Genomic DNA, 18,086 nt, shown 5'->3' with positions numbered 1-18,086 from the left:
TAGCTCAATTCTGTTGATGGGCCGATGTCAGCCTGATCTGGTTGCTAATACAGATAATTTCAAGTGCGTGTTACCTAACAACTTGAATTATAAGCATCAATACCTTCACAATGATGAAGGGAAACCAACACTAAAAATAATCGCGGCAAAATAATGCCCCATTGTAACATGCCCGCAGTTTTTTCGCTGCCCCCTGTTTGAAACAGATGATACAGGTTATTATGGCATGAATTTAATAATACAAACCAAGCAGTAGGCGCATGAAGTGCTATCAGCAATGAATATATTGTGATTGGCCTGTCCAATAGTTGGAGCCTACACTCGTACAAGTTATACTATGAATAACTTTCCACTAAAAATGATTAACGACACTATACTATGCCCGTATTTGCAGTCATAGCAGTTTGTACATACATGGTCAGTCTGTTACTGATCGTCCCTGGCCAAGTGCGTAAACAGCCGTTCTACCGCCACCTCGCGCTTTTTCTTGCCGTTGTTGCGTTAGTAACTCACGCTATTACATTGAAATTTTTGATTTTCAGTGAAGCCGAGGGACAAAACCTCACTCTGTTGAATTTAGGCTCAACAGTGAGCTTACTCATGTGTGTGATTATGACTGTTGTCGCTTACTGGGGAAAAGCTTGGTACTTAACGCCTATAGTCTATAGTTTTGCCATTATTAACTTGATGCTGTCAACGCTAATGCCTGGTGAGTTTATTACGCATCTTGAAGCTCGAGTACCACTTTTTGTTCATATTGGTCTAGCTTTGTTGAGCTATGCGACACTCCTTATTGCGGCTTTATATGCATTACAAGTGGCTTTAATTGACCATCAGCTAAAGAACAAAACCTTAAAATTTAGTCCAGATATGCCACCCATGATGGTAATTGAACGTAAAATGTTCCACATCACTCAAGTTGGGGTCATTTTGCTGACTCTGACCTTGTGTACTGGCTTTATTTATATGGATAATATTTTTGATAAAGAAAATATCCATAAATCGGTATTATCCGTCATTGCATGGTTTGTTTATATCACTCTACTTTGGGGACATTTCCATGGAGGATGGCGAGGTAAGCGCGTCCTATTTTTCCATGTTGGTGGCTCAATCATCTTAACAATGGCTTTTTTTGGTAACCGTTTAATACAGGAGTTTATGGTATTTTGACGCAAATAAAGCCACGACTTTCACAATATAAGGAAACTTGTTTTGGATGATGTGTCCACAAGTACGCTAATCATCATATTGATTGTTTTAATTTTTATGTCAGCCTATTTCTCTGCATCAGAAACAGGGATGATGACGCTAAACCGTTATCGGTTAAAACATTTAGCAAAACAAGGTAATCGCTCAGCGATCCGCGTTGAAAAACTTCTTAAACACCCTGATAAGCTGTTAAGCCTAGTCCTTATTGGTAATAACTTAATCAACATAGTCGCTTCCGCATTAGCGACCATCATTGGTATGCGATTATATGGGAATGCAGGTGTAGCTATGGCTACAGGGATCCTGACTTTTGTGATCCTCATTTTTGCCGAAGTCATGCCAAAAACACTGGCAGCGCTGTACCCTGAAAAAATCGCATTTCCAAGTAGTTACCTCTTAAAACCATTACAAGTAGTCATGATGCCTATTGTTTGGGCATTTAATACTATTTCAGCGCTACTGTTACGCTGCATTGGGGTGAAGTCACTAACCGCACGAACTGATGCGGTTAATAAGGAAGAGCTACGCACCATTGTTAACGAATCAAAGCATAAAATTAGCCGCCGAAATCAAGACATGTTGATTTCAATTTTAGACTTAGACAAAGTCACTGTTGGCGATATTATGCTGCCAAGGAATGAGATTGTTGGTATTGATGTCAATGATGACTGGAAATCAATCATTCGGCAGCTCACGCACTCCCCTCATGGCCGCATTGTGCTTTATCGCGACTCACTTGATGACTCTATTGGCATTTTACGCGTCCGCGAAGCATACCGTCTTATGATGGAAAAACGTGAGTTTAATAAGCAAAACCTAATTAAAGCTGCAGATAACATTTATTTTATTCCTAACAGTACACCATTAAATGTTCAGTTAGTTAACTTCCAGCACAATAAAGAAAAACTAGGGATCATTGTTGATGAATACGGTGAAATTCAAGGCCTTATCACTGTCGAAGATATATTAGAAGAGATAGTGGGTGACTTCACAACCTCGATGTCACCATCTTTAGCCGAAGAAGTCTTGCCACAAAGTGATGGAAGCGTTCTTGTAGACGGTTCTGCTAATATTCGTGAGCTGAATAAGGCTTTTGATTGGAATCTCCCCATAGATGGCCCTAGGACGGTTAATGGCATGGTTTTAGAGGTCATTGGTGATATTCCACAGCTTGAAGAGCAAATCGTGGTGGGGCATTACCTTATCGAGGTATTAGCGATGAATGAAAATATCGTTAAACAGGTTAGGATCACACCTCTTACATTCAGTTCTCAAGTCCCCGACCTTTGATTTGGTCATAAACTTGCAATTTAATTCTCATATAAAATAAAAAGAGCCTTAATTGGCTCTTTTTATAGAGAATATTTGATAAAAACTAAACGTGTAGCTGTTCAAGTTTCTCTGCAGGTAATGCTAATTCATCATTTTTATTGATACCAATTTCTGATGCAAGAACATTACGTGCAATTTGCTGGGCTTCTTCCAGTGAGTGCATTTTGTATGTACCGCACTGATAGACATTCAATTCAGGGATCTTGTTTTGGTCTTTCACTTGCAAAACATCTTCCATTGCCGCTTTCCATGCATTAGCAACACGCAGTTCATCTGGCTGGCCAATAAGGCTCATATAAAAACCAGTACGGCACCCCATTGGTGAAATATCAATAATTTCAACACCATTTCCGTTGAGGTGATCACGCATAAAGCCTGCAAAAAGGTGCTCTAAAGTATGCGTCCCTTTTTCTGTCATGGCTTCTTCATTTGGTACAGTAAAACGCAAATCAAAAACTGTGATGGTATCACCGCTTGGTGTTTTCATGGTTTTTGCCACACGTACAGCAGGTGCTGACATGCGAGTATGATCGACAGTAAAGCTATCTAATAATGGCATTTCGTGACCTCCTCGAAAATAAAAAATATTTTCTAAAATAAATGAAACTATTTTGAAAATACAGAGTCTGAATTATTGAAAGACGCGCAATTTGTTATCATCCCTAATTCTCTAAGAGATTTTTTTTGGCCACCTAGAGTGGCCATTTCTTTTAGCGTCCTGCATGAATGCGTAGATAGTCCTCAAAGCTTTCGCTCTCACTTTGTTCCATCTTCGCTTGCTTCGCTATTGAAGCTAATCGTGCTTGCTCAAATTGCTCTTCAGTTATCACTTCATACGGCTCGTTCACTAACTGTTCAAAATATTTTTCAGCTAATTCTAACCCGTAACCACCAATACCTTTTTCTAACATTTCATCCATAACAAGCGCTGAATATGTAAGAGTTGGGTCTTTAAACATAGCAACAAATTGGTGACAAACTTCTTGATATTTTGCATCGCAACAAGTGTCTAGCACTTCAGCCACACGGATCAAGTCATTAAATAATTGCTGCCCAACGTCAACTAATGGTTTAACTTCGCTGCCACAACCGAAACCAATGACTTGGCCTGGTTTACGACCTTCTAGAATGACACGATTCCAGTTTTGACGGCAACAGTCTAATTCCTGAGCATTCATTTCAGGTGCATCAGCAAGTACACACCATATTAAGAATAGATCAACAAAACGAGCTTGCGTTTCATTAACGCCTATCGCACTAAATGGATTGATATCAAGTGAACGGACTTCAATGTACTCAATACCACCACGTAATAATGCGTCAGAAGGTGATTCATTGCCTTTAGGAACGCGTTTGGGCCGTATTGGGGCATAGAGCTCATTTTCAATCTGCAGCACATTCGTATTTAGTTGAATATATTTGCCGCCTTTTTTTACACCCAGTTTTTCAAATTCAGCTGAAGGCTTATGGATGGCTTTTTTCAGGTTCTCTACATATTCATCCAATTTATTGAATGTGATGTTTAAATCACTTTGTGATTTATTTGTATAACCTAAGTCACTCATGCGTAACGATGTCGCATAAGGCAAGTAATACGTACCACAGTCTGTTTTATCAAATGATAGCGTCGTATCCCTATCTTTCAAAAAAGAGCCGCAGATAGCTGGAGATGCGCCAAATAGATAAGGAATAACCCAACCAAAGCGGTAGTAATTTCTAATTAGACGTAAATAGCCTTCAGAAATTTTTTCTTTACCGCTTTCTTCGTCTTCAATACCCGCCCATGCTTGCCAAAATTCAATCGGCAAAGAGAAGTTATAATGCACCCCTGCTATCGTTTGCATCAAAGCACCATAACGATTTTTAAGGCCTTCGCGGTACAGCGTTTTAAACTGCCCCACATTAGAAGAGCCGTACTGCGCAAGAGTGATTTTATCTTCACTTTCAATAAAGCATGGCATACTCAGCGGCCACATTCTTTCATCTTGAAGGTGACGAGCTGTATAGCGGTGTAAATCTCGCAAAAAAGCCAAATTATGGCTAATGCTTTTATCTACAGGAGTAATAAATTCGAGTAAGGACTCCGCAAAATCTGTCGTGATCCATTTATGTGTTAAAGCTTTTCCCAGCCCTTCTGGATGCAAGGTCTCTGCAATTGCGCCTGTGGGGGTTACACGCAATGTTTCACGCTCAATACCACGTTGAATACCATTAAGTGTTTCTGGGTGCGCCTCTAACCATGAGAGCGCTTTCGATACGTCCGGGATCAAGTCGACCTCCCGCCTGTGATGTTAATTTATTTTATTAAGGCAATTACTTTAGCTTAAATCACATAAATTGTCGCTGTCTAGATGTGTGGTTTATGAGGGAATAAATCAAAGAGGTATAGAAAATACGATTTAATTAATTTTATGAATGGTAATTTTAGGCAAAAAAAAACTCCTCGAACGAGGAGTTTCTTAAAGATGGTGCATCCGGGAGGATTCGAACCTCCGACCGCTCGGTTCGTAGCCGAGTACTCTATCCAGCTGAGCTACGGATGCAAAATTCATTCGATTTGAAATCGATACATTCTCAATAACTTTTCTGAGTTAAATTAAAAGGTATTATTGATATGCTAAATTATTAGCTAAGAGATGGTGCATCCGGGAGGATTCGAACCTCCGACCGCTCGGTTCGTAGCCGAGTACTCTATCCAGCTGAGCTACGGATGCATACTTAATGCAAGATGTGCTGCTCTCTCAAACTTCTTTATCAACTTCTACTTCTATAAATCAACTTCTTAGTTACTGCTTTGTTTGGTTGCTAAAACCAAAACAAAACCCCATCAGATTCTCTCATAGGGTTAAAGATGGTGCATCCGGGAGGATTCGAACCTCCGACCGCTCGGTTCGTAGCCGAGTACTCTATCCAGCTGAGCTACGGATGCATAATCTAAAATGGCGGTGAGGGAGGGATTCGAACCCTCGATGCAGCTTTTGACCGCATACTCCCTTAGCAGGGGAGCGCCTTCAGCCTCTCGGCCACCTCACCATATTTTAGTTACAGACGATTTGTTTTTTCAAACATCTCGTTGCTGTGTGGCGCACATATTACTTTCCTAGACTTAGAAGTCAAACAATTTTTCCAAACTTTTTGCATTCCGTTGTCTGTTTGCACATTTCACAAGCAAGATGCTTAGTTTAACACCGAAAAAGATATTTTTCAGCCCTTATGACACTAACTTTATAAACAAAAATACAGAAAAAAAATTATTCTATAAGTGAATAAAAATGAGCTCACTGGATTGATTAGCCTATATTTCATACAAAGGAAAACAAGATTTCGTACAAGAGAACCGAAGACTAAACAATAAAGTGAGTTTGATGCTAGAGAATTATAAAAACGAAAGGATATTTTTAGAAATAATGTGAGTAAGACAAGCGCCCATTCTTGCTGTGTGATCAATCATTGGACGCTTATTCATTATTATTGATTATCTGGTTGAGTCTTTTCAGCCTGGATCCGTTGATAAATTTCTTCACGGTGAACAGAAACTTCTTTTGGGGCATTAACACCAATACGAACTTGGTTGCCTTTGACACCCAATACAGTAACTGTTACCTCATCGCCTATCATGAGTGTTTCACCAACTCGACGAGTCAGAATAAGCATTCTTTGCTCCTTGAAATATTAAAAGAGTCGGGTCTCTAGGTATCCCCGCTATTGTCCATCACACACCGTGAAAACGTAAAGCAATGACATTCACCTAAAGCATTGATGCCATCAATACAAGCATTCTAATTATTTACAAGCAAAATATAGCACTACAAACGATACATTAACAATGCCGCAACAGATTAAAGTTGCCTCATATTTTAATGAGGCAACTTTGTAAGTGCTTACAGACGCGCTTCGACCCATTCTTCGACACTTGCCATAGCAGCAGGTAATGCGCTAACGTCAGTACCTCCCGCTTGAGCCATGTCTGGGCGACCGCCACCTTTACCACCTACCTGACTTGCAATATAGGAAATTAAGTCCCCTGCTTTAACTTTAGCAGTCAAATCATTAGTTACCCCAACGATCATACTGACTTTATCACCACTTGTTGTTGAAAGCACGATAATCGCTGATTTCAACTGATTCTTAAGGTCATCAACCATAGTTCTCAACAACTTAGGATCAGTATCCGCTAATTGAGTGACTAATAATTTGATGCCTTTCACGTCTTTCGCTTTACTACTTAGTGAAGCACTTTCTTGAGATGCTTGTTGATCTTTTAGTTGCACAATTTCTTTTTCGAGTTGGCGAGATTTGTCTAACGCCGCTTTTACTTTCTCGACAAGACTATTAATATCACCTTTCACTAAGTGTGCAATTGCTGAAAGTTGCTCTGACTGATTGTGAATGCTTTCAATCGCCATTGTGCCTGTAGTCGCTTCAATACGACGAACACCTGCAGCCGTACCAGATTCACTCAAGATACGGAATAAACCAATATCTCCTGTACGACGCGCATGTGTACCACCACATAACTCGATAGAAAAATCACCCATACTCAGAACACGTACACGTTCCTCATATTTTTCACCGAATAATGCCATAGCACCTTTTGCTTTAGCGCCTTCTAAATCCATCAGTTCAGTTTCAATTTCTGAGTTTTTACGGATTTGTGCATTCACAATATCTTCTACTTGACGTAGTTGCTCTTGTGTCATCGCTTCAAAATGAGAGAAGTCAAAACGCAAGTATTTGTCATTAACCAATGAACCCTTTTGAGAAACATGGTCGCCTAATACTTGGCGTAATGCCGCATGCAGTAAGTGTGTTGCTGAGTGATTTAAACGGATCGCATCACGTCTAGCACTATCCACAAAAGCGGTAATTCTATGGTTAACAACCAGTGAACCCGCCTCTACCTTACCAATATGCCCAATTGCTTGACCATATTTTTGCGTGTCAGTGACTTTAAAGCTCGCATTGTCATTATTTAAGTAACCAGTATCACCGACTTGCCCACCAGACTCTGCATAAAATGCAGTTTTATCTAGTATAACTAAGCCTTCTTCACCCGCATTCAAACTGTCTACAGGCTGGCCATCTTTATATAATGCAGTAATAGTGGCTTGTTGCTCATCATATTGATAACCGGAGAATTCACTACGCTTATCAACTTTAATTAAAGAATTATAATCCGCACCAAAACCACTGGATTCGCGCGCACGACGACGCTGGTCTTCCATCGCCCGCTCAAAACCTTCTTCGTCGACTTTAATATTGCGCTCACGGCAAACATCTGCCGTTAAATCGATTGGGAAGCCATAGGTGTCATATAAGCGGAATGCCGCTTCACCATCCAGTGTATCCCCTTTCAGTGAAGCAAGTTCTTCATCTAATAATTGAAGACCGCGTTCTAACGTGCGTGCAAATTGCTCTTCTTCGGTCTTGAGAACTTTTTCAACCATAGCTTGCTGGCGTGCAAGTTCATCGGCCGCAGGCCCCATGACTTTAATCAGTGGCGCGACTAATTTGTAGAAGAAAGTGTCTTTGGCACCAAGCATATAACCGTGACGAACAGCACGTCGAATAATACGACGCAGAACATAACCACGACCTTCATTTGATGGAATAACACCATCACTAACAAGAAATGCACAAGAACGAATGTGGTCAGCAATAACGCGTAATGATTTGTTCTCTAAATCCGTCGCACCTGTTGCTTTAGCTGCCGCAGCAATAAGGTCACGGAAGATATCAATTTCATAGTTTGAATTAACGTGCTGCAATACCGCAGAAATACGCTCTAAGCCCATTCCTGTGTCAACTGAAGGTTTTGGTAGAGGCTCCATTGTCCCGTCAGACTGACGGTTAAATTGCATGAAGACTAAATTCCAAATTTCAATATAGCGGTCACCGTCTTCTTCTGGGCTTCCTGGAGGGCCACCCCATATATGGTCACCGTGATCATAGAAAATCTCGGTACATGGACCACAAGGACCGGTATCACCCATTTGCCAGAAGTTATCTGACGCATATGGTGCGCCTTTGTTATCACCAATACGAATAATACGCTCAACTGGAATACCAATTTCTTTATTCCAGATATCATAAGCTTCATCGTCAGTTGCGTAAACGGTTACCCACAACCTTTCTTTTGGTAAGTTAAACCATTCTTCGCTAGTCAATAACTCCCAAGCAAAACGGATAGCATCATGCTTAAAGTAATCGCCAAAGCTAAAATTGCCTAACATTTCAAAAAATGTATGGTGGCGGGCAGTATAGCCTACATTTTCTAAGTCGTTATGTTTACCACCTGCACGCACACAGCGTTGCGCGGTTGTCGCTCGGGAATATGCTCTTTTATCCAGACCAAGAAATACATCTTTGAACTGGTTCATCCCTGCGTTTGTGAACAATAGTGTAGGGTCATTATTTGGCACTAGTGAACTACTAGAGACCACTTGATGACCTTTTGTATGAAAAAAGTCGAGAAACGCTTGACGGATCTCAGCGGTGCTTTTACTCATATTTATCCCGATATCAAGCTGGAAACAGAATTACGAATTGTTGAGATGGAATGTAACATCACCTCTAATCAACTCTCCGATTAAAAAGTGACTGATAAGATAAAGTCTCTTTGTGCAGAAGTAAAATATAGATACATCCATTCGCAGCTTTCATTGTAAAGCGTCTAGATATTTTCTGAAAGTATGTTTATACCTTGCACTGGTGTATTTTTCCACAGAAAAACTGTTCAATAAACTATTAATGTAATAGGTTAAAAATAAAATAGGCGCCACCACATCAGCGGAGCGCCTATAATTTACTTATTAATCAATTAATTAGATTAAAATTAAAATTCTTCTGGTGTTTCTTCTTCATCAGCATCACTGATAAAGTCTGTTGCTGCACTACTAAATTCACCAGTGTGATTCAATAACATTTCACGCAGTTTGGTATCAATTTCTTGAGCGACTTCAGGGTGCTCTTTTAAATAATTTGTTGAGTTAGCTTTACCTTGGCCAATTTTATCGCCGTTATAACTATACCAAGCCCCTGCTTTTTCAATTAACTTATGTTTTACACCTAAGTCAATTAGCTCGCCGAAGGTATTAATACCTTCACCATACAAAATTTGGAATTCAGCTTGTTTGAACGGTGCTGCAACTTTGTTTTTTACCACTTTAACGCGAGTTTCACTACCGACGATTTCTTCGCCATTTTTAACAGCACCAATACGGCGGATGTCTAAACGAACAGATGCGTAGAATTTTAATGCATTACCACCTGTTGTTGTTTCTGGGTTACCAAACATAACACCAATCTTCATACGAATTTGGTTGATAAAGATCAGTAAGGTATTAGATGTTTTTAAGTTACCAGCTAACTTACGCATTGCTTGGCTCATCATACGAGCAGCTAGGCCCATATGTGAATCACCAATTTCACCTTCAATTTCAGCTTTTGGTGTTAATGCAGCAACGGAGTCAACGATGATCACATCAACCGCACCTGAGCGAGTTAATGCATCACAAATTTCTAGCGCTTGCTCACCGGTGTCCGGTTGAGAACATAGTAAGTTATCGATATCAACGCCTAATTTTTTAGCATAGATAGGGTCTAAAGCGTGTTCAGCATCGATGAAAGCACATGTTTTACCACTACGTTGCGCTGCAGCAATAACTTGCAGAGTTAGTGTTGTTTTACCTGAAGATTCAGGGCCGTAGATTTCAACAATACGACCTAGTGGCAAGCCACCAGCACCCAATGCAACATCAAGGGATAAGGAGCCTGTTGAGATAGTTTCAACATCCATAGAGCGGTCTTCACCAAGACGCATAATGGAACCTTTACCAAATTGCTTTTCAATTTGGCCTAATGCTGCTGCAAGTGCTTTTTGTTTGTTTTCATCAATAGCCATGTTTACTCCCTAAGTGCAATGATTTGACCACTGCAAATAAAACGATTGAATTCGGTTTGTTGAAATTAATTATACTGTATAATCATACAGTATCAAGAAAATTTTTAACTTAACTGCTTTAAAAGTGTTTCAAGTATATAAAGTGTTGATTGAAAACGAACTTCATTTCTGTTTCCTTGAAACACTTGATGTTGTGTTGTGACTAATACCGTTTGGTCTGCCTGTTTCTGTGCAAAACCAAACCATACTGTACCAACAGGTTTTTCTACACTACCGCCCCCAGGGCCTGCTATTCCACTAACTGAAACAGCAAAATCTGCACAGGCTTCTTGTAAAGCGCCTGTCGCCATTTCAGTAACGACTTGTTGGCTTACAGCGCCATACTGCTGTAAAGACTCATCTTTAACACCGATCATTTGATGCTTTGCTTCATTACTGTATGTCACAAAGCCACGCTGAAAATAATCTGAGCTACCCGATATATCGGTTAAAACTTTGGCAACCCAGCCCCCGGTACATGACTCTGCGGTTGTGACTGTTTTACCCTGTTCTTTCAGTTTCAGCCCAACCTGAATACTCAGAGTTTCAAGCCGCTTCTCATCTATCATGATGTTATCTACCTTTATGCCATTTTTTTACGAGCGCGATCCCAAACCCATAAACCCGCAATCGCAATTGCGAATACAGCACCGAAACCAATACCGGCATTCACAACTGACAAACCTGCTTTAATTGCTAATGAGTACAAGCCTAACATAATTAGCATTGCACTATTTTCACCTAAATTTTGTACTGCAATCGCATTCCCTGCTCCAACAGTTTCCTTCCCTTTTTCTTGCAATAATGCATTCAACGGAACGACAAATAAACCGCCGAAGATCCCAAGGATGATTAAAATAAAATAGGATGGAATAATATTAGTTTGCAACGAAAGTAACACCACCATCACACCTATAATAACTCCCGCAGGAATGCAGCGATAAACCGTTTTTAAGGTAATAAACTTGGCAGCAAGCCCGGCTCCTGCAACTATTCCCACGGCAACCATCGCATTTAAAATAGTCGGCGTTGTGTTGTCTTGTAATCCCAATGCCACAGGCACCCATGCAACGAGCAGAAAACGCAGCGTTACCCCAGCCCCCCAGAACAAGCTGGTTCCAACTAGTGAAAAACGGCTTTCTTGGTTAGCCCATAGCACCCGGCAGGCATTGAAAAAAGAAGTAATTAACAGTTTAAGATCCCAACCTTTTCCAGGCCTCGCGGCAGCTAAGTGTGGGATGAAAAAATTCGCAATAACGGCTAACGCATACAATACAGCACATGTGCCTAACGCTAAGATTAAGTTAATATCGGAAAGCATTCCTCCGACAACCGATCCCACTAAAATGGCTGCGATTGTTGAAGCCTCCATGACACCATTGGCCTTAACAAGGTTATCTCCACCAGTGAGCTCACCTAAAATACCGTATTTAGCTGGTGAATATGAAGCAGCGCCGATTCCCACTAACCCATAGCAAAGGAATGGGTTTAGGCCAAAACAAATCCCTAATGCCCCAATAAACTTAAAGATGTTAGAAAACAACATCACTCGGCCCTTTGAGAACCTATCTGCAATTTGCCCAACAAATGGCGCTAAAACGATGTAAGTGAAAACAAACACCATTTGTAAGATAGGATGACTCCATTCAGGATAAAACTCGGCTTTAAGTTGGGCTAATATGGCAAATAATAAAGCATTATCTGCAAATGCAGAAAGAAACTGTGAAGCAAGTACAGCTTTCATTCCTCTGCTCATTAACGGTACATTGGACGCATTCTCTTGCATATTATTCATCCTTTAATGCCATTTGCTTTAATGTGACAAAATCCGTTTTACCGCTACCCAGTACTGGCAACTCTTTAACAAAACGAATATCACGTGGAACCGCTAACTCGGTTAACCCTTTGCTTTTGGCTGCACTAGATAATGCGCTACGCTCTAGTTCTTTATCTGTTGTGAACAAAACAAGCGCTTCACCTTTACTGCTATCTGGCTTTGTAACCACACCATGATTTGCATTAGGAGAAAGAGATGCCACCATTTGCTCAATACTTTCGAGAGAAACCATTTCACCCGCAAGTTTAGCAAAACGTTTAACACGGCCTTTTATCGTACAGAAATTTTTATGATCTAATTCAACGATATCACCTGTGTCGTACCAACCTTCCTCTATTTCACCTTGTGCATTTTCAGCTCGTGGTGTTTCAAGTACCCCAGGCGCTTCCACACGCAAATACCCTTTCATGATATTTGGGCCTTTAAGCTGTAATTTACCACCTTGTTCAATACCAGAAATGGGGATAATTCGCGCTTCCATTTCGGGTAAAATTTGCCCTACAGAGCCTTCTTTAGCGGCCATTGGCACATTAATTGAAACAATAGGTGCACACTCAGTTACCCCATAGCCTTCAAGAATTCGGATGCCAAATTTATCGAACCAGATTTTTTTGGTTTTATCTGATAATTTTTCTGCGCCCGCAACCACATAACGCAAACGTGCAAAATCATACTGATGAGCAAATCGTGCGTAGTTACCTAAAAAGGTTGATGTTCCAAATAATACCGTACAGTTTTTGTCATAGACTAATTCAGGAATGATCCGGTAATGTAATGGGCTTGGATAAAGGAAAACTCGGCTACCTGAAAATAGAGGGATAAATAAGCCAACCGTCAAACCAAATGCGTGAAATAATGGAAGTGACGACATAAAACGGTCACGAGGTGTAAAATCAGCGATCGTTTTAATTTGCTCTACGTTTGCCATCAAGCTGGCATGGCTGTGGACAACACCTTTCGGTGTACCTTCCGAGCCGGATGTGAATAAAACAATCGCTTCATCGGACGGTTTTCGGGGAATAATGGCTTTTTTAGGATTAAATAAGTGCTTAATAATCCATATTTTATCTTGCCATGTTACCGTGTCTTTTAAATCTTCAAGGTAAATCCAACTTGCTTCTGGCACTTGTTCTGGAATATGCGTTAAGTTGCCTTTTTCCAAAAATTGGCGGGAAGTAAAGACCACTTTCGCTGCTGAAGCTTTTAAAGCGTTACTAATACCGTGACTGCCAGCAGTGTAATTAAGCATGGCAGGTACTCGGCCTCTCATTAAAGCGCCAAAAATCGCAGCTGCGGTGACTGTCGCATTTGGCAATAATAGGCCAACTCTTTCATTTTCATGAGTATAACGTTCAATAATACGGCCAACCCCTAAGGTTTTTTTCAATAGAGATTGATATGAATCCTCTTTAAATGCGATGTCTTCAATACAAGGCGTGCGACGCCCAAAAAACTGAACACTTTGAATAAATTCTTCAACTAATGTGACTTGTGGTAAACAAGACATACGTGCGGACTTCATGATTTGGTACAGATTTTCACCAGCCAGAGCACGACGCTCTACCGCTCTAGGAGCTTCTGGCATTGGAATTTCTTGTGCTGGCAAGATATGCAATGTGATCTTCGGGAACCATTTTAATGGAAAAATTCCTTTCAGCCGCCCAAAATGGCTATATTGTGCACCTTCTATACGAATAGGAACAACTTTTGCTTCTGACTTTGCTGCCACAAAAGCCGCTCCTTCGTATATTTTCATTAAAGAGCCATGAACCGAAATTCGGCCTTCTGGGAAAATAACTATTGGGCGCCCTTTTTCTACCTCTTTAACTAGATGACGAATACCTAGAGGGTTGGCAGGATCAAGAGGGACAATATCCGCATAGGGCTTAAGGCGCTTCACCATTTTCGGTGTGGCAAATGTTGAATAAACAGCAAATACAGGTTTGACAGGCAAAAAAAGTGCGATTAATACACCATCTAGGAAAGAAACATGATTGGGCGTAATTAAGCATTTATCTTGATTAAATTCTTTCGCGTCGCCAATAACTTGTACGCGAAACAAAAATTTAAGTACTGTTTTGACTATCTTTGCCAACATAATGAGTCCCTATACTATGATTATATTTTTATATATTAGTGTGATACGACTATACCTTTAGTGACTTCTATCTTACTGAGCTACTCCCTTTACTCTAATTAGTATATTCCGAAAACACCGCTGGCTTATCACTCATGAGTTTAAGTTAAATCATTAAGTTGTACGATGATGTCGTCGACAGGCTGAGCCGCATCAATAATATGATGTGCTGTCGCACGGTAGATAGGCTCCCTTTGTTGCATCACTTCTTCAATTTCTTCAACTAAAGATTTTCCTGTCAAACTTGGTCGCTGATCCGCTTGCGGTTCCGCAGCAAGGCGTTTTGCTAAAACTTCAGGGTGGGTATTTAAGTAAATCACGGTGCCGTTATTACGCATAATTTGCTGATTTTCTTCTGCAAGAACAAGCCCCCCACCAGTTGAAACAATCATATCGCTTTGCGTAATCGACTTAAGGACGTCAGTCTCTAGCTGGCGAAAGTAATCCCACCCGTGCTGTTCAACAATTTCTGCGATACTTTTTCCCGCTTTTTCTAAAATCAATTTATCTGTATCAACAAATTGATAACCTTTAGATTCTGCAAATTTTTTACCAATTGTGGTTTTACCCGAACCTCTTGGACCGATAATGTAAAACATTAAATTTCATCCCATCATCATAAATACTAAGCAATACCGATTACAAATTTGCTTATGATAAACTGCCTAGTTTGGCAAATAAAAAAAGAAAGCCACACAAGTGTGGCTATCTCATCATTTTTACTCATTATGGACGACTTAAAAAGTCACCATACCCGATCCATTTGTACGTTGTTAGTGCATCTAACCCCATAGGGCCACGTGAATGTAATTTTTGCGTACTCACTGCGACCTCTGCACCTAAACCAAACTGCCCACCATCGGTAAAGCGAGTGCTTGCATTAACATATACCGCGGCTGAATCTACACATTGAACGAAATAGTCAGCTTGGTGAATAGATTCTGTCAAGATAGCATCAGAATGAGCTGTACCATAATGACGAATATGGTCGATAGCAGCGTCAATATCTTCAACAATGTCTACGTTAAGATCCAGTGAGAGCCACTCATCGACAAGGTTTTCAGGTTTTACATCAACAACTTTAGCTGGACCTTGTTTTAGCAATGGAAGCGCTTTTTCACTCGCATGTAATGTGACTTGTTGTTGTGCCATTTTTTCACTTAAAAACGGCAGAAACTCATTCGCAATCTCTTTATGAACTAATAATGTTTCCAGTGAGTTACAAGCGCTTGGGCGCTGAACTTTTGCATTAATAATCACGTTAATGGCTTTATTAAAATCTACCGATTTATCAACAAATGTATGGCAAACACCAATTCCTCCAGTAATTACTGGGATCGTTGATTGCTCACGACATAATTTATGTAAACCCGCACCGCCGCGAGGGATTAGCATATCGACGTAGCGATCTAATTTGAGTAATTGTGCAACTAATTCACGGTCAGGATTATTAATAGCTTGTACTGCATCTGCTGGCAAGCCGCTATTTTCCAATGCTTTTTGAATAACTTCCACCACCGCAAGGTTAGTATGATGCGTCTCTTTCCCGCCACGTAAAATGACCGCATTACCTGTCTTTAAACATAACGAAGCCACATCAACGGTGACATTAGGGCGGGCTTCATAAATGACACCGACAACCCCCAATGGGACACGGCGGCGCTGTAAATTTAAGCCGCTATCCAATTGGCTTCCATCAATGATTTGCCCAACAGGATCAGCTAATTGGCATACTTTTCTGACGTCATCAGCAATACTTTTTAAACGCTCTGGCGTCAGTAATAAGCGGTCTTGTAACGCCTCAGTCATACCGCTTGCTTTTGCCTGCGCCATGTCTTTTTGATTCGCTGCAAGTATAACTGCATTATCTTGTTCTAGTAGATCTGCAATTTGTAATAGTGCTGCATTTTTTTGTTTGGTACTTAACTGAGCTAATTGCCATGAAGCAACCCTTGCAGCCTTACCCATTGTCTCTAACATAATTAACTCACTATCATATCATCACGATGAACAGCCACAGAACCGTGTTCATAGCCAAGTATTTTGCTGATTTCTTGTGAATGGTGCCCAGCAATCATTCTAAGTGCATCACTGTTATAGTGGCTGACCCCATGAGCAAGATCTTTCCCTGCCATATTACGAATACGGATCACTGCGCCTCGGGAGAAATCGCCTTCAATCTTCTTAATACCTTTTGGCAATAATGAACTGCCTTTTTCCATAATTGCCAGTTGTGCACCATCATCAATGTACACATCTCCAGCTGCTGGAGCACCGAAAATCCAACGTTTACGATTTTCCATTGGATTTTTTTGCCCATAAAAACGGGTACCAACTGGAAGATTTTCAATAACCGCATTAATAACATCCGGTTTATTGCCTGCTGCAATGATAACATCAATTCCTGCACGGCCCGCGACATCTGCTGCTTGTAATTTAGTTGCCATTCCACCGGTTCCTAATCCGCTAACGCTTCCCCCCGCCATTTCGCGAAGTTCATCATTGATACCATACACTTCAGGGATCAATTTTGCATTTGGATTACTGCGTGGATCAGCATCATATAAGCCTTCGATATCTGTCAATAATAGCAGTTTATCTGCATCGCCAAGAATCGCGGCCAAAGCGGATAGATTGTCATTATCACCGACTTTGATTTCTGCGGTAGCCACAGCATCATTTTCATTGATAACTGGAATGATTCCGTTATCTAGCAGTGCTTGCAAGGTATCTCGTGCATTTAAGAAACGTTCTCTGTCTTCTAAATCGGCTCGTGTCAGTAACATTTGCCCGATATGAATGCCATAAATGGAGAATAACCGTTCCCATAACTGGATTAAACGACTTTGACCGACCGCCGCAAGCAACTGTTTAGATGCTATGGTAGCCGGCAATTCGGGGTAATTTAAGTGTTCGCGACCTGCGGCAATTGCCCCAGAAGTCACAATAATAATACGATGCCCTTTTTCATATTGCTGCGCGCACTGCCTAACCAGCTCAACAATATGAGCTTGATTTAAACGGCGCGAGCCCCCTGTTAATACACTGGTCCCTAATTTAACTACCAGCGTCTGGCTATTTTTCATCATTTTTCTGCCATTAGGATTAATAAACCAAAAAGTAGGTATCATTTTTATCAGGAGAAGCGCGTTATGCCAACAGGCATAACGCAAAATTCAACAAAAGTTGGTTTAAAACAAATTTATGCGCTTAATTCCAGTTTTAATTCTGTCATTAGCGGGGAGGGAAAGAGGCTTAACTCAAGTTCAGATAGCTGTTTTGCAAGGGCTTGGTGAAAAGACACTAAATTTTGCTCTGTCGCCTCAATGGTTGGTGCATCTTTTAATGCTTTGACTTGCCAACTACCATGGCTGTTGTATAGGCCCAAATGATAAGTAAATTCAAACCCCTTATCAGTTGCAACCAATTTTAGCCACCACCCCCAAAATTCACGTTTTTCTGGGGCAATATTTGCATTCACGCAAACAACGAGGCTATCGAATATATAACAGCCATTTAAACATTGTTTTTCACGTAAATAAGGTCCTATCGAAGCAAACTTCTTTAAATACTTTCCATTTGAGTAATCAGTCGGTAAAGCCATGTTAAGGATCTCCTTCTTGGGAAGA

At 40.7% G+C, this 18,086-nt stretch carries 14 protein-coding genes and 4 tRNA genes; 2 read left to right on the top strand and 16 right to left on the bottom strand.

What is annotated here, in order from left to right:
- Window positions 1–378 precede the first annotated feature (378 nt).
- Both FVA72_RS04880 and FVA72_RS04875 read left to right on the top strand, forming a co-directional pair.
- Window positions 379–1,170 (top strand): cytochrome C assembly family protein, encoded by a 792-nt coding sequence (locus tag FVA72_RS04880; RefSeq protein WP_004264820.1) that lies wholly within the window; start codon window positions 379–381, stop codon window positions 1,168–1,170.
- A 42-nt stretch (window positions 1,171–1,212) separates the two neighbouring features.
- Entirely contained in the window at window positions 1,213–2,499 is a 1,287-nt protein-coding gene (locus FVA72_RS04875) for a CNNM domain-containing protein (protein WP_110592308.1), read from the top strand.
- Window positions 2,500–2,584: 85 nt separating this feature from the next.
- Here the strand turns inward: FVA72_RS04875 and luxS are convergent, their stop codons facing one another.
- The 16 genes from luxS to crl form a co-directional block, all read right to left on the bottom strand.
- Window positions 2,585–3,100: an S-ribosylhomocysteine lyase gene (gene luxS / locus FVA72_RS04870; RefSeq protein WP_004914042.1), complete on the bottom strand. Its 516-nt coding sequence runs from the start codon at window positions 3,098–3,100 to the stop codon at window positions 2,585–2,587.
- Between the two features lie 151 nt (window positions 3,101–3,251).
- Window positions 3,252–4,811: a glutamate--cysteine ligase gene (gene gshA / locus FVA72_RS04865; RefSeq protein ID WP_096864776.1), complete on the bottom strand. Its 1,560-nt coding sequence runs from the start codon at window positions 4,809–4,811 to the stop codon at window positions 3,252–3,254.
- A gap of 196 nt (window positions 4,812–5,007) precedes the next feature.
- Window positions 5,008–5,084: transfer RNA gene (locus tag FVA72_RS04860), tRNA-Arg, on the bottom strand.
- A gap of 94 nt (window positions 5,085–5,178) precedes the next feature.
- Window positions 5,179–5,255, bottom strand: a tRNA-Arg gene (locus FVA72_RS04855).
- A 138-nt stretch (window positions 5,256–5,393) separates the two neighbouring features.
- Window positions 5,394–5,470, bottom strand: a tRNA-Arg gene (locus FVA72_RS04850).
- 11 nt (window positions 5,471–5,481) lie between these two features.
- Window positions 5,482–5,574 (bottom strand) — tRNA-Ser (locus FVA72_RS04845).
- A gap of 435 nt (window positions 5,575–6,009) precedes the next feature.
- Window positions 6,010–6,195 carry a carbon storage regulator CsrA gene (csrA, locus tag FVA72_RS04840; protein WP_004264815.1) on the bottom strand — a complete coding sequence of 62 codons (186 nt, stop codon included), beginning with the start codon at window positions 6,193–6,195 and terminating at the stop codon, window positions 6,010–6,012.
- A 227-nt stretch (window positions 6,196–6,422) separates the two neighbouring features.
- Window positions 6,423–9,050, bottom strand: coding sequence for an alanine--tRNA ligase (gene alaS, locus FVA72_RS04835; protein ID WP_096864775.1), 2,628 nt, complete (start codon window positions 9,048–9,050; stop codon window positions 6,423–6,425).
- A gap of 326 nt (window positions 9,051–9,376) precedes the next feature.
- Window positions 9,377–10,444, bottom strand: a complete 1,068-nt coding sequence (gene recA, locus FVA72_RS04830; RefSeq protein WP_094962029.1) for a recombinase RecA — start codon at window positions 10,442–10,444, stop codon at window positions 9,377–9,379.
- A gap of 104 nt (window positions 10,445–10,548) precedes the next feature.
- Window positions 10,549–11,052, bottom strand: coding sequence for a nicotinamide-nucleotide amidase (pncC, locus tag FVA72_RS04825; protein WP_004264808.1), 504 nt, complete (start codon window positions 11,050–11,052; stop codon window positions 10,549–10,551).
- Window positions 11,053–11,066: 14 nt separating this feature from the next.
- Window positions 11,067–12,269: a lysophospholipid transporter LplT gene (gene lplT / locus FVA72_RS04820; protein ID WP_036958917.1), complete on the bottom strand. Its 1,203-nt coding sequence runs from the start codon at window positions 12,267–12,269 to the stop codon at window positions 11,067–11,069.
- 1 nt (window position 12,270) lies between these two features.
- Window positions 12,271–14,418 carry a bifunctional acyl-ACP--phospholipid O-acyltransferase/long-chain-fatty-acid--ACP ligase gene (gene aas / locus FVA72_RS04815; RefSeq protein WP_110592309.1) on the bottom strand — a complete coding sequence of 716 codons (2,148 nt, stop codon included), beginning with the start codon at window positions 14,416–14,418 and terminating at the stop codon, window positions 12,271–12,273.
- A gap of 140 nt (window positions 14,419–14,558) precedes the next feature.
- Window positions 14,559–15,056: a shikimate kinase AroL gene (aroL, locus tag FVA72_RS04810; RefSeq protein WP_096864774.1), complete on the bottom strand. Its 498-nt coding sequence runs from the start codon at window positions 15,054–15,056 to the stop codon at window positions 14,559–14,561.
- 127 nt (window positions 15,057–15,183) lie between these two features.
- On the bottom strand, window positions 15,184–16,437 hold the full coding sequence (gene proA, locus FVA72_RS04805) for a glutamate-5-semialdehyde dehydrogenase (RefSeq protein ID WP_110592310.1): 1,254 nt from the start codon (window positions 16,435–16,437) through the stop codon (window positions 15,184–15,186).
- Between the two features lie 2 nt (window positions 16,438–16,439).
- Complete coding sequence (gene proB / locus FVA72_RS04800) at window positions 16,440–17,543, bottom strand: glutamate 5-kinase (protein WP_036958967.1); 1,104 nt, start codon at window positions 17,541–17,543, stop codon at window positions 16,440–16,442.
- A 116-nt stretch (window positions 17,544–17,659) separates the two neighbouring features.
- The gene (gene crl / locus FVA72_RS04795) at window positions 17,660–18,061 is read right to left on the bottom strand and encodes a sigma factor-binding protein Crl (RefSeq protein ID WP_036958914.1); all 402 of its coding nucleotides are present in this window, start codon (window positions 18,059–18,061) and stop codon (window positions 17,660–17,662) included.
- Window positions 18,062–18,086: the final 25 nt, after the last annotated feature.

The organism is Providencia sp. PROV061, assembly GCF_011045655.1.
In the GTDB taxonomy this organism is placed as follows: Bacteria; Pseudomonadota; Gammaproteobacteria; order Enterobacterales; family Enterobacteriaceae; genus Providencia; species Providencia hangzhouensis.
The sequence above is the reverse complement of the archived record's forward strand: the minus strand, read 5'-3'. Positions and strand labels throughout refer to the sequence as shown.

Bases quoted from the DNA above. Each gene is read 5' to 3' on its own strand.
- aroL (WP_096864774.1), bottom strand. From the start codon at position 15,056: ATGTTTTACATTATCGGTCCAAGAGGTTCGGGTAAAACCACAATTGGT.
- lplT (WP_036958917.1), bottom strand. From the start codon at position 12,269: ATGCAAGAGAATGCGTCCAATGTACCGTTAATGAGCAGAGGAATGAAA.
- alaS (WP_096864775.1), bottom strand. From the start codon at position 9,050: ATGAGTAAAAGCACCGCTGAGATCCGTCAAGCGTTTCTCGACTTTTTT.
- recA (WP_094962029.1), bottom strand. From the start codon at position 10,444: ATGGCTATTGATGAAAACAAACAAAAAGCACTTGCAGCAGCATTAGGC.
- FVA72_RS04880 (WP_004264820.1), top strand. From the start codon at position 379: ATGCCCGTATTTGCAGTCATAGCAGTTTGTACATACATGGTCAGTCTG.
- crl (WP_036958914.1), bottom strand. From the start codon at position 18,061: ATGGCTTTACCGACTGATTACTCAAATGGAAAGTATTTAAAGAAGTTT.
- aas (WP_110592309.1), bottom strand. From the start codon at position 14,418: ATGTTGGCAAAGATAGTCAAAACAGTACTTAAATTTTTGTTTCGCGTA.
- proB (WP_036958967.1), bottom strand. From the start codon at position 17,543: ATGAAAAATAGCCAGACGCTGGTAGTTAAATTAGGGACCAGTGTATTA.
- luxS (WP_004914042.1), bottom strand. From the start codon at position 3,100: ATGCCATTATTAGATAGCTTTACTGTCGATCATACTCGCATGTCAGCA.
- csrA (WP_004264815.1), bottom strand. From the start codon at position 6,195: ATGCTTATTCTGACTCGTCGAGTTGGTGAAACACTCATGATAGGCGAT.
- pncC (WP_004264808.1), bottom strand. From the start codon at position 11,052: ATGATAGATGAGAAGCGGCTTGAAACTCTGAGTATTCAGGTTGGGCTG.
- proA (WP_110592310.1), bottom strand. From the start codon at position 16,437: ATGTTAGAGACAATGGGTAAGGCTGCAAGGGTTGCTTCATGGCAATTA.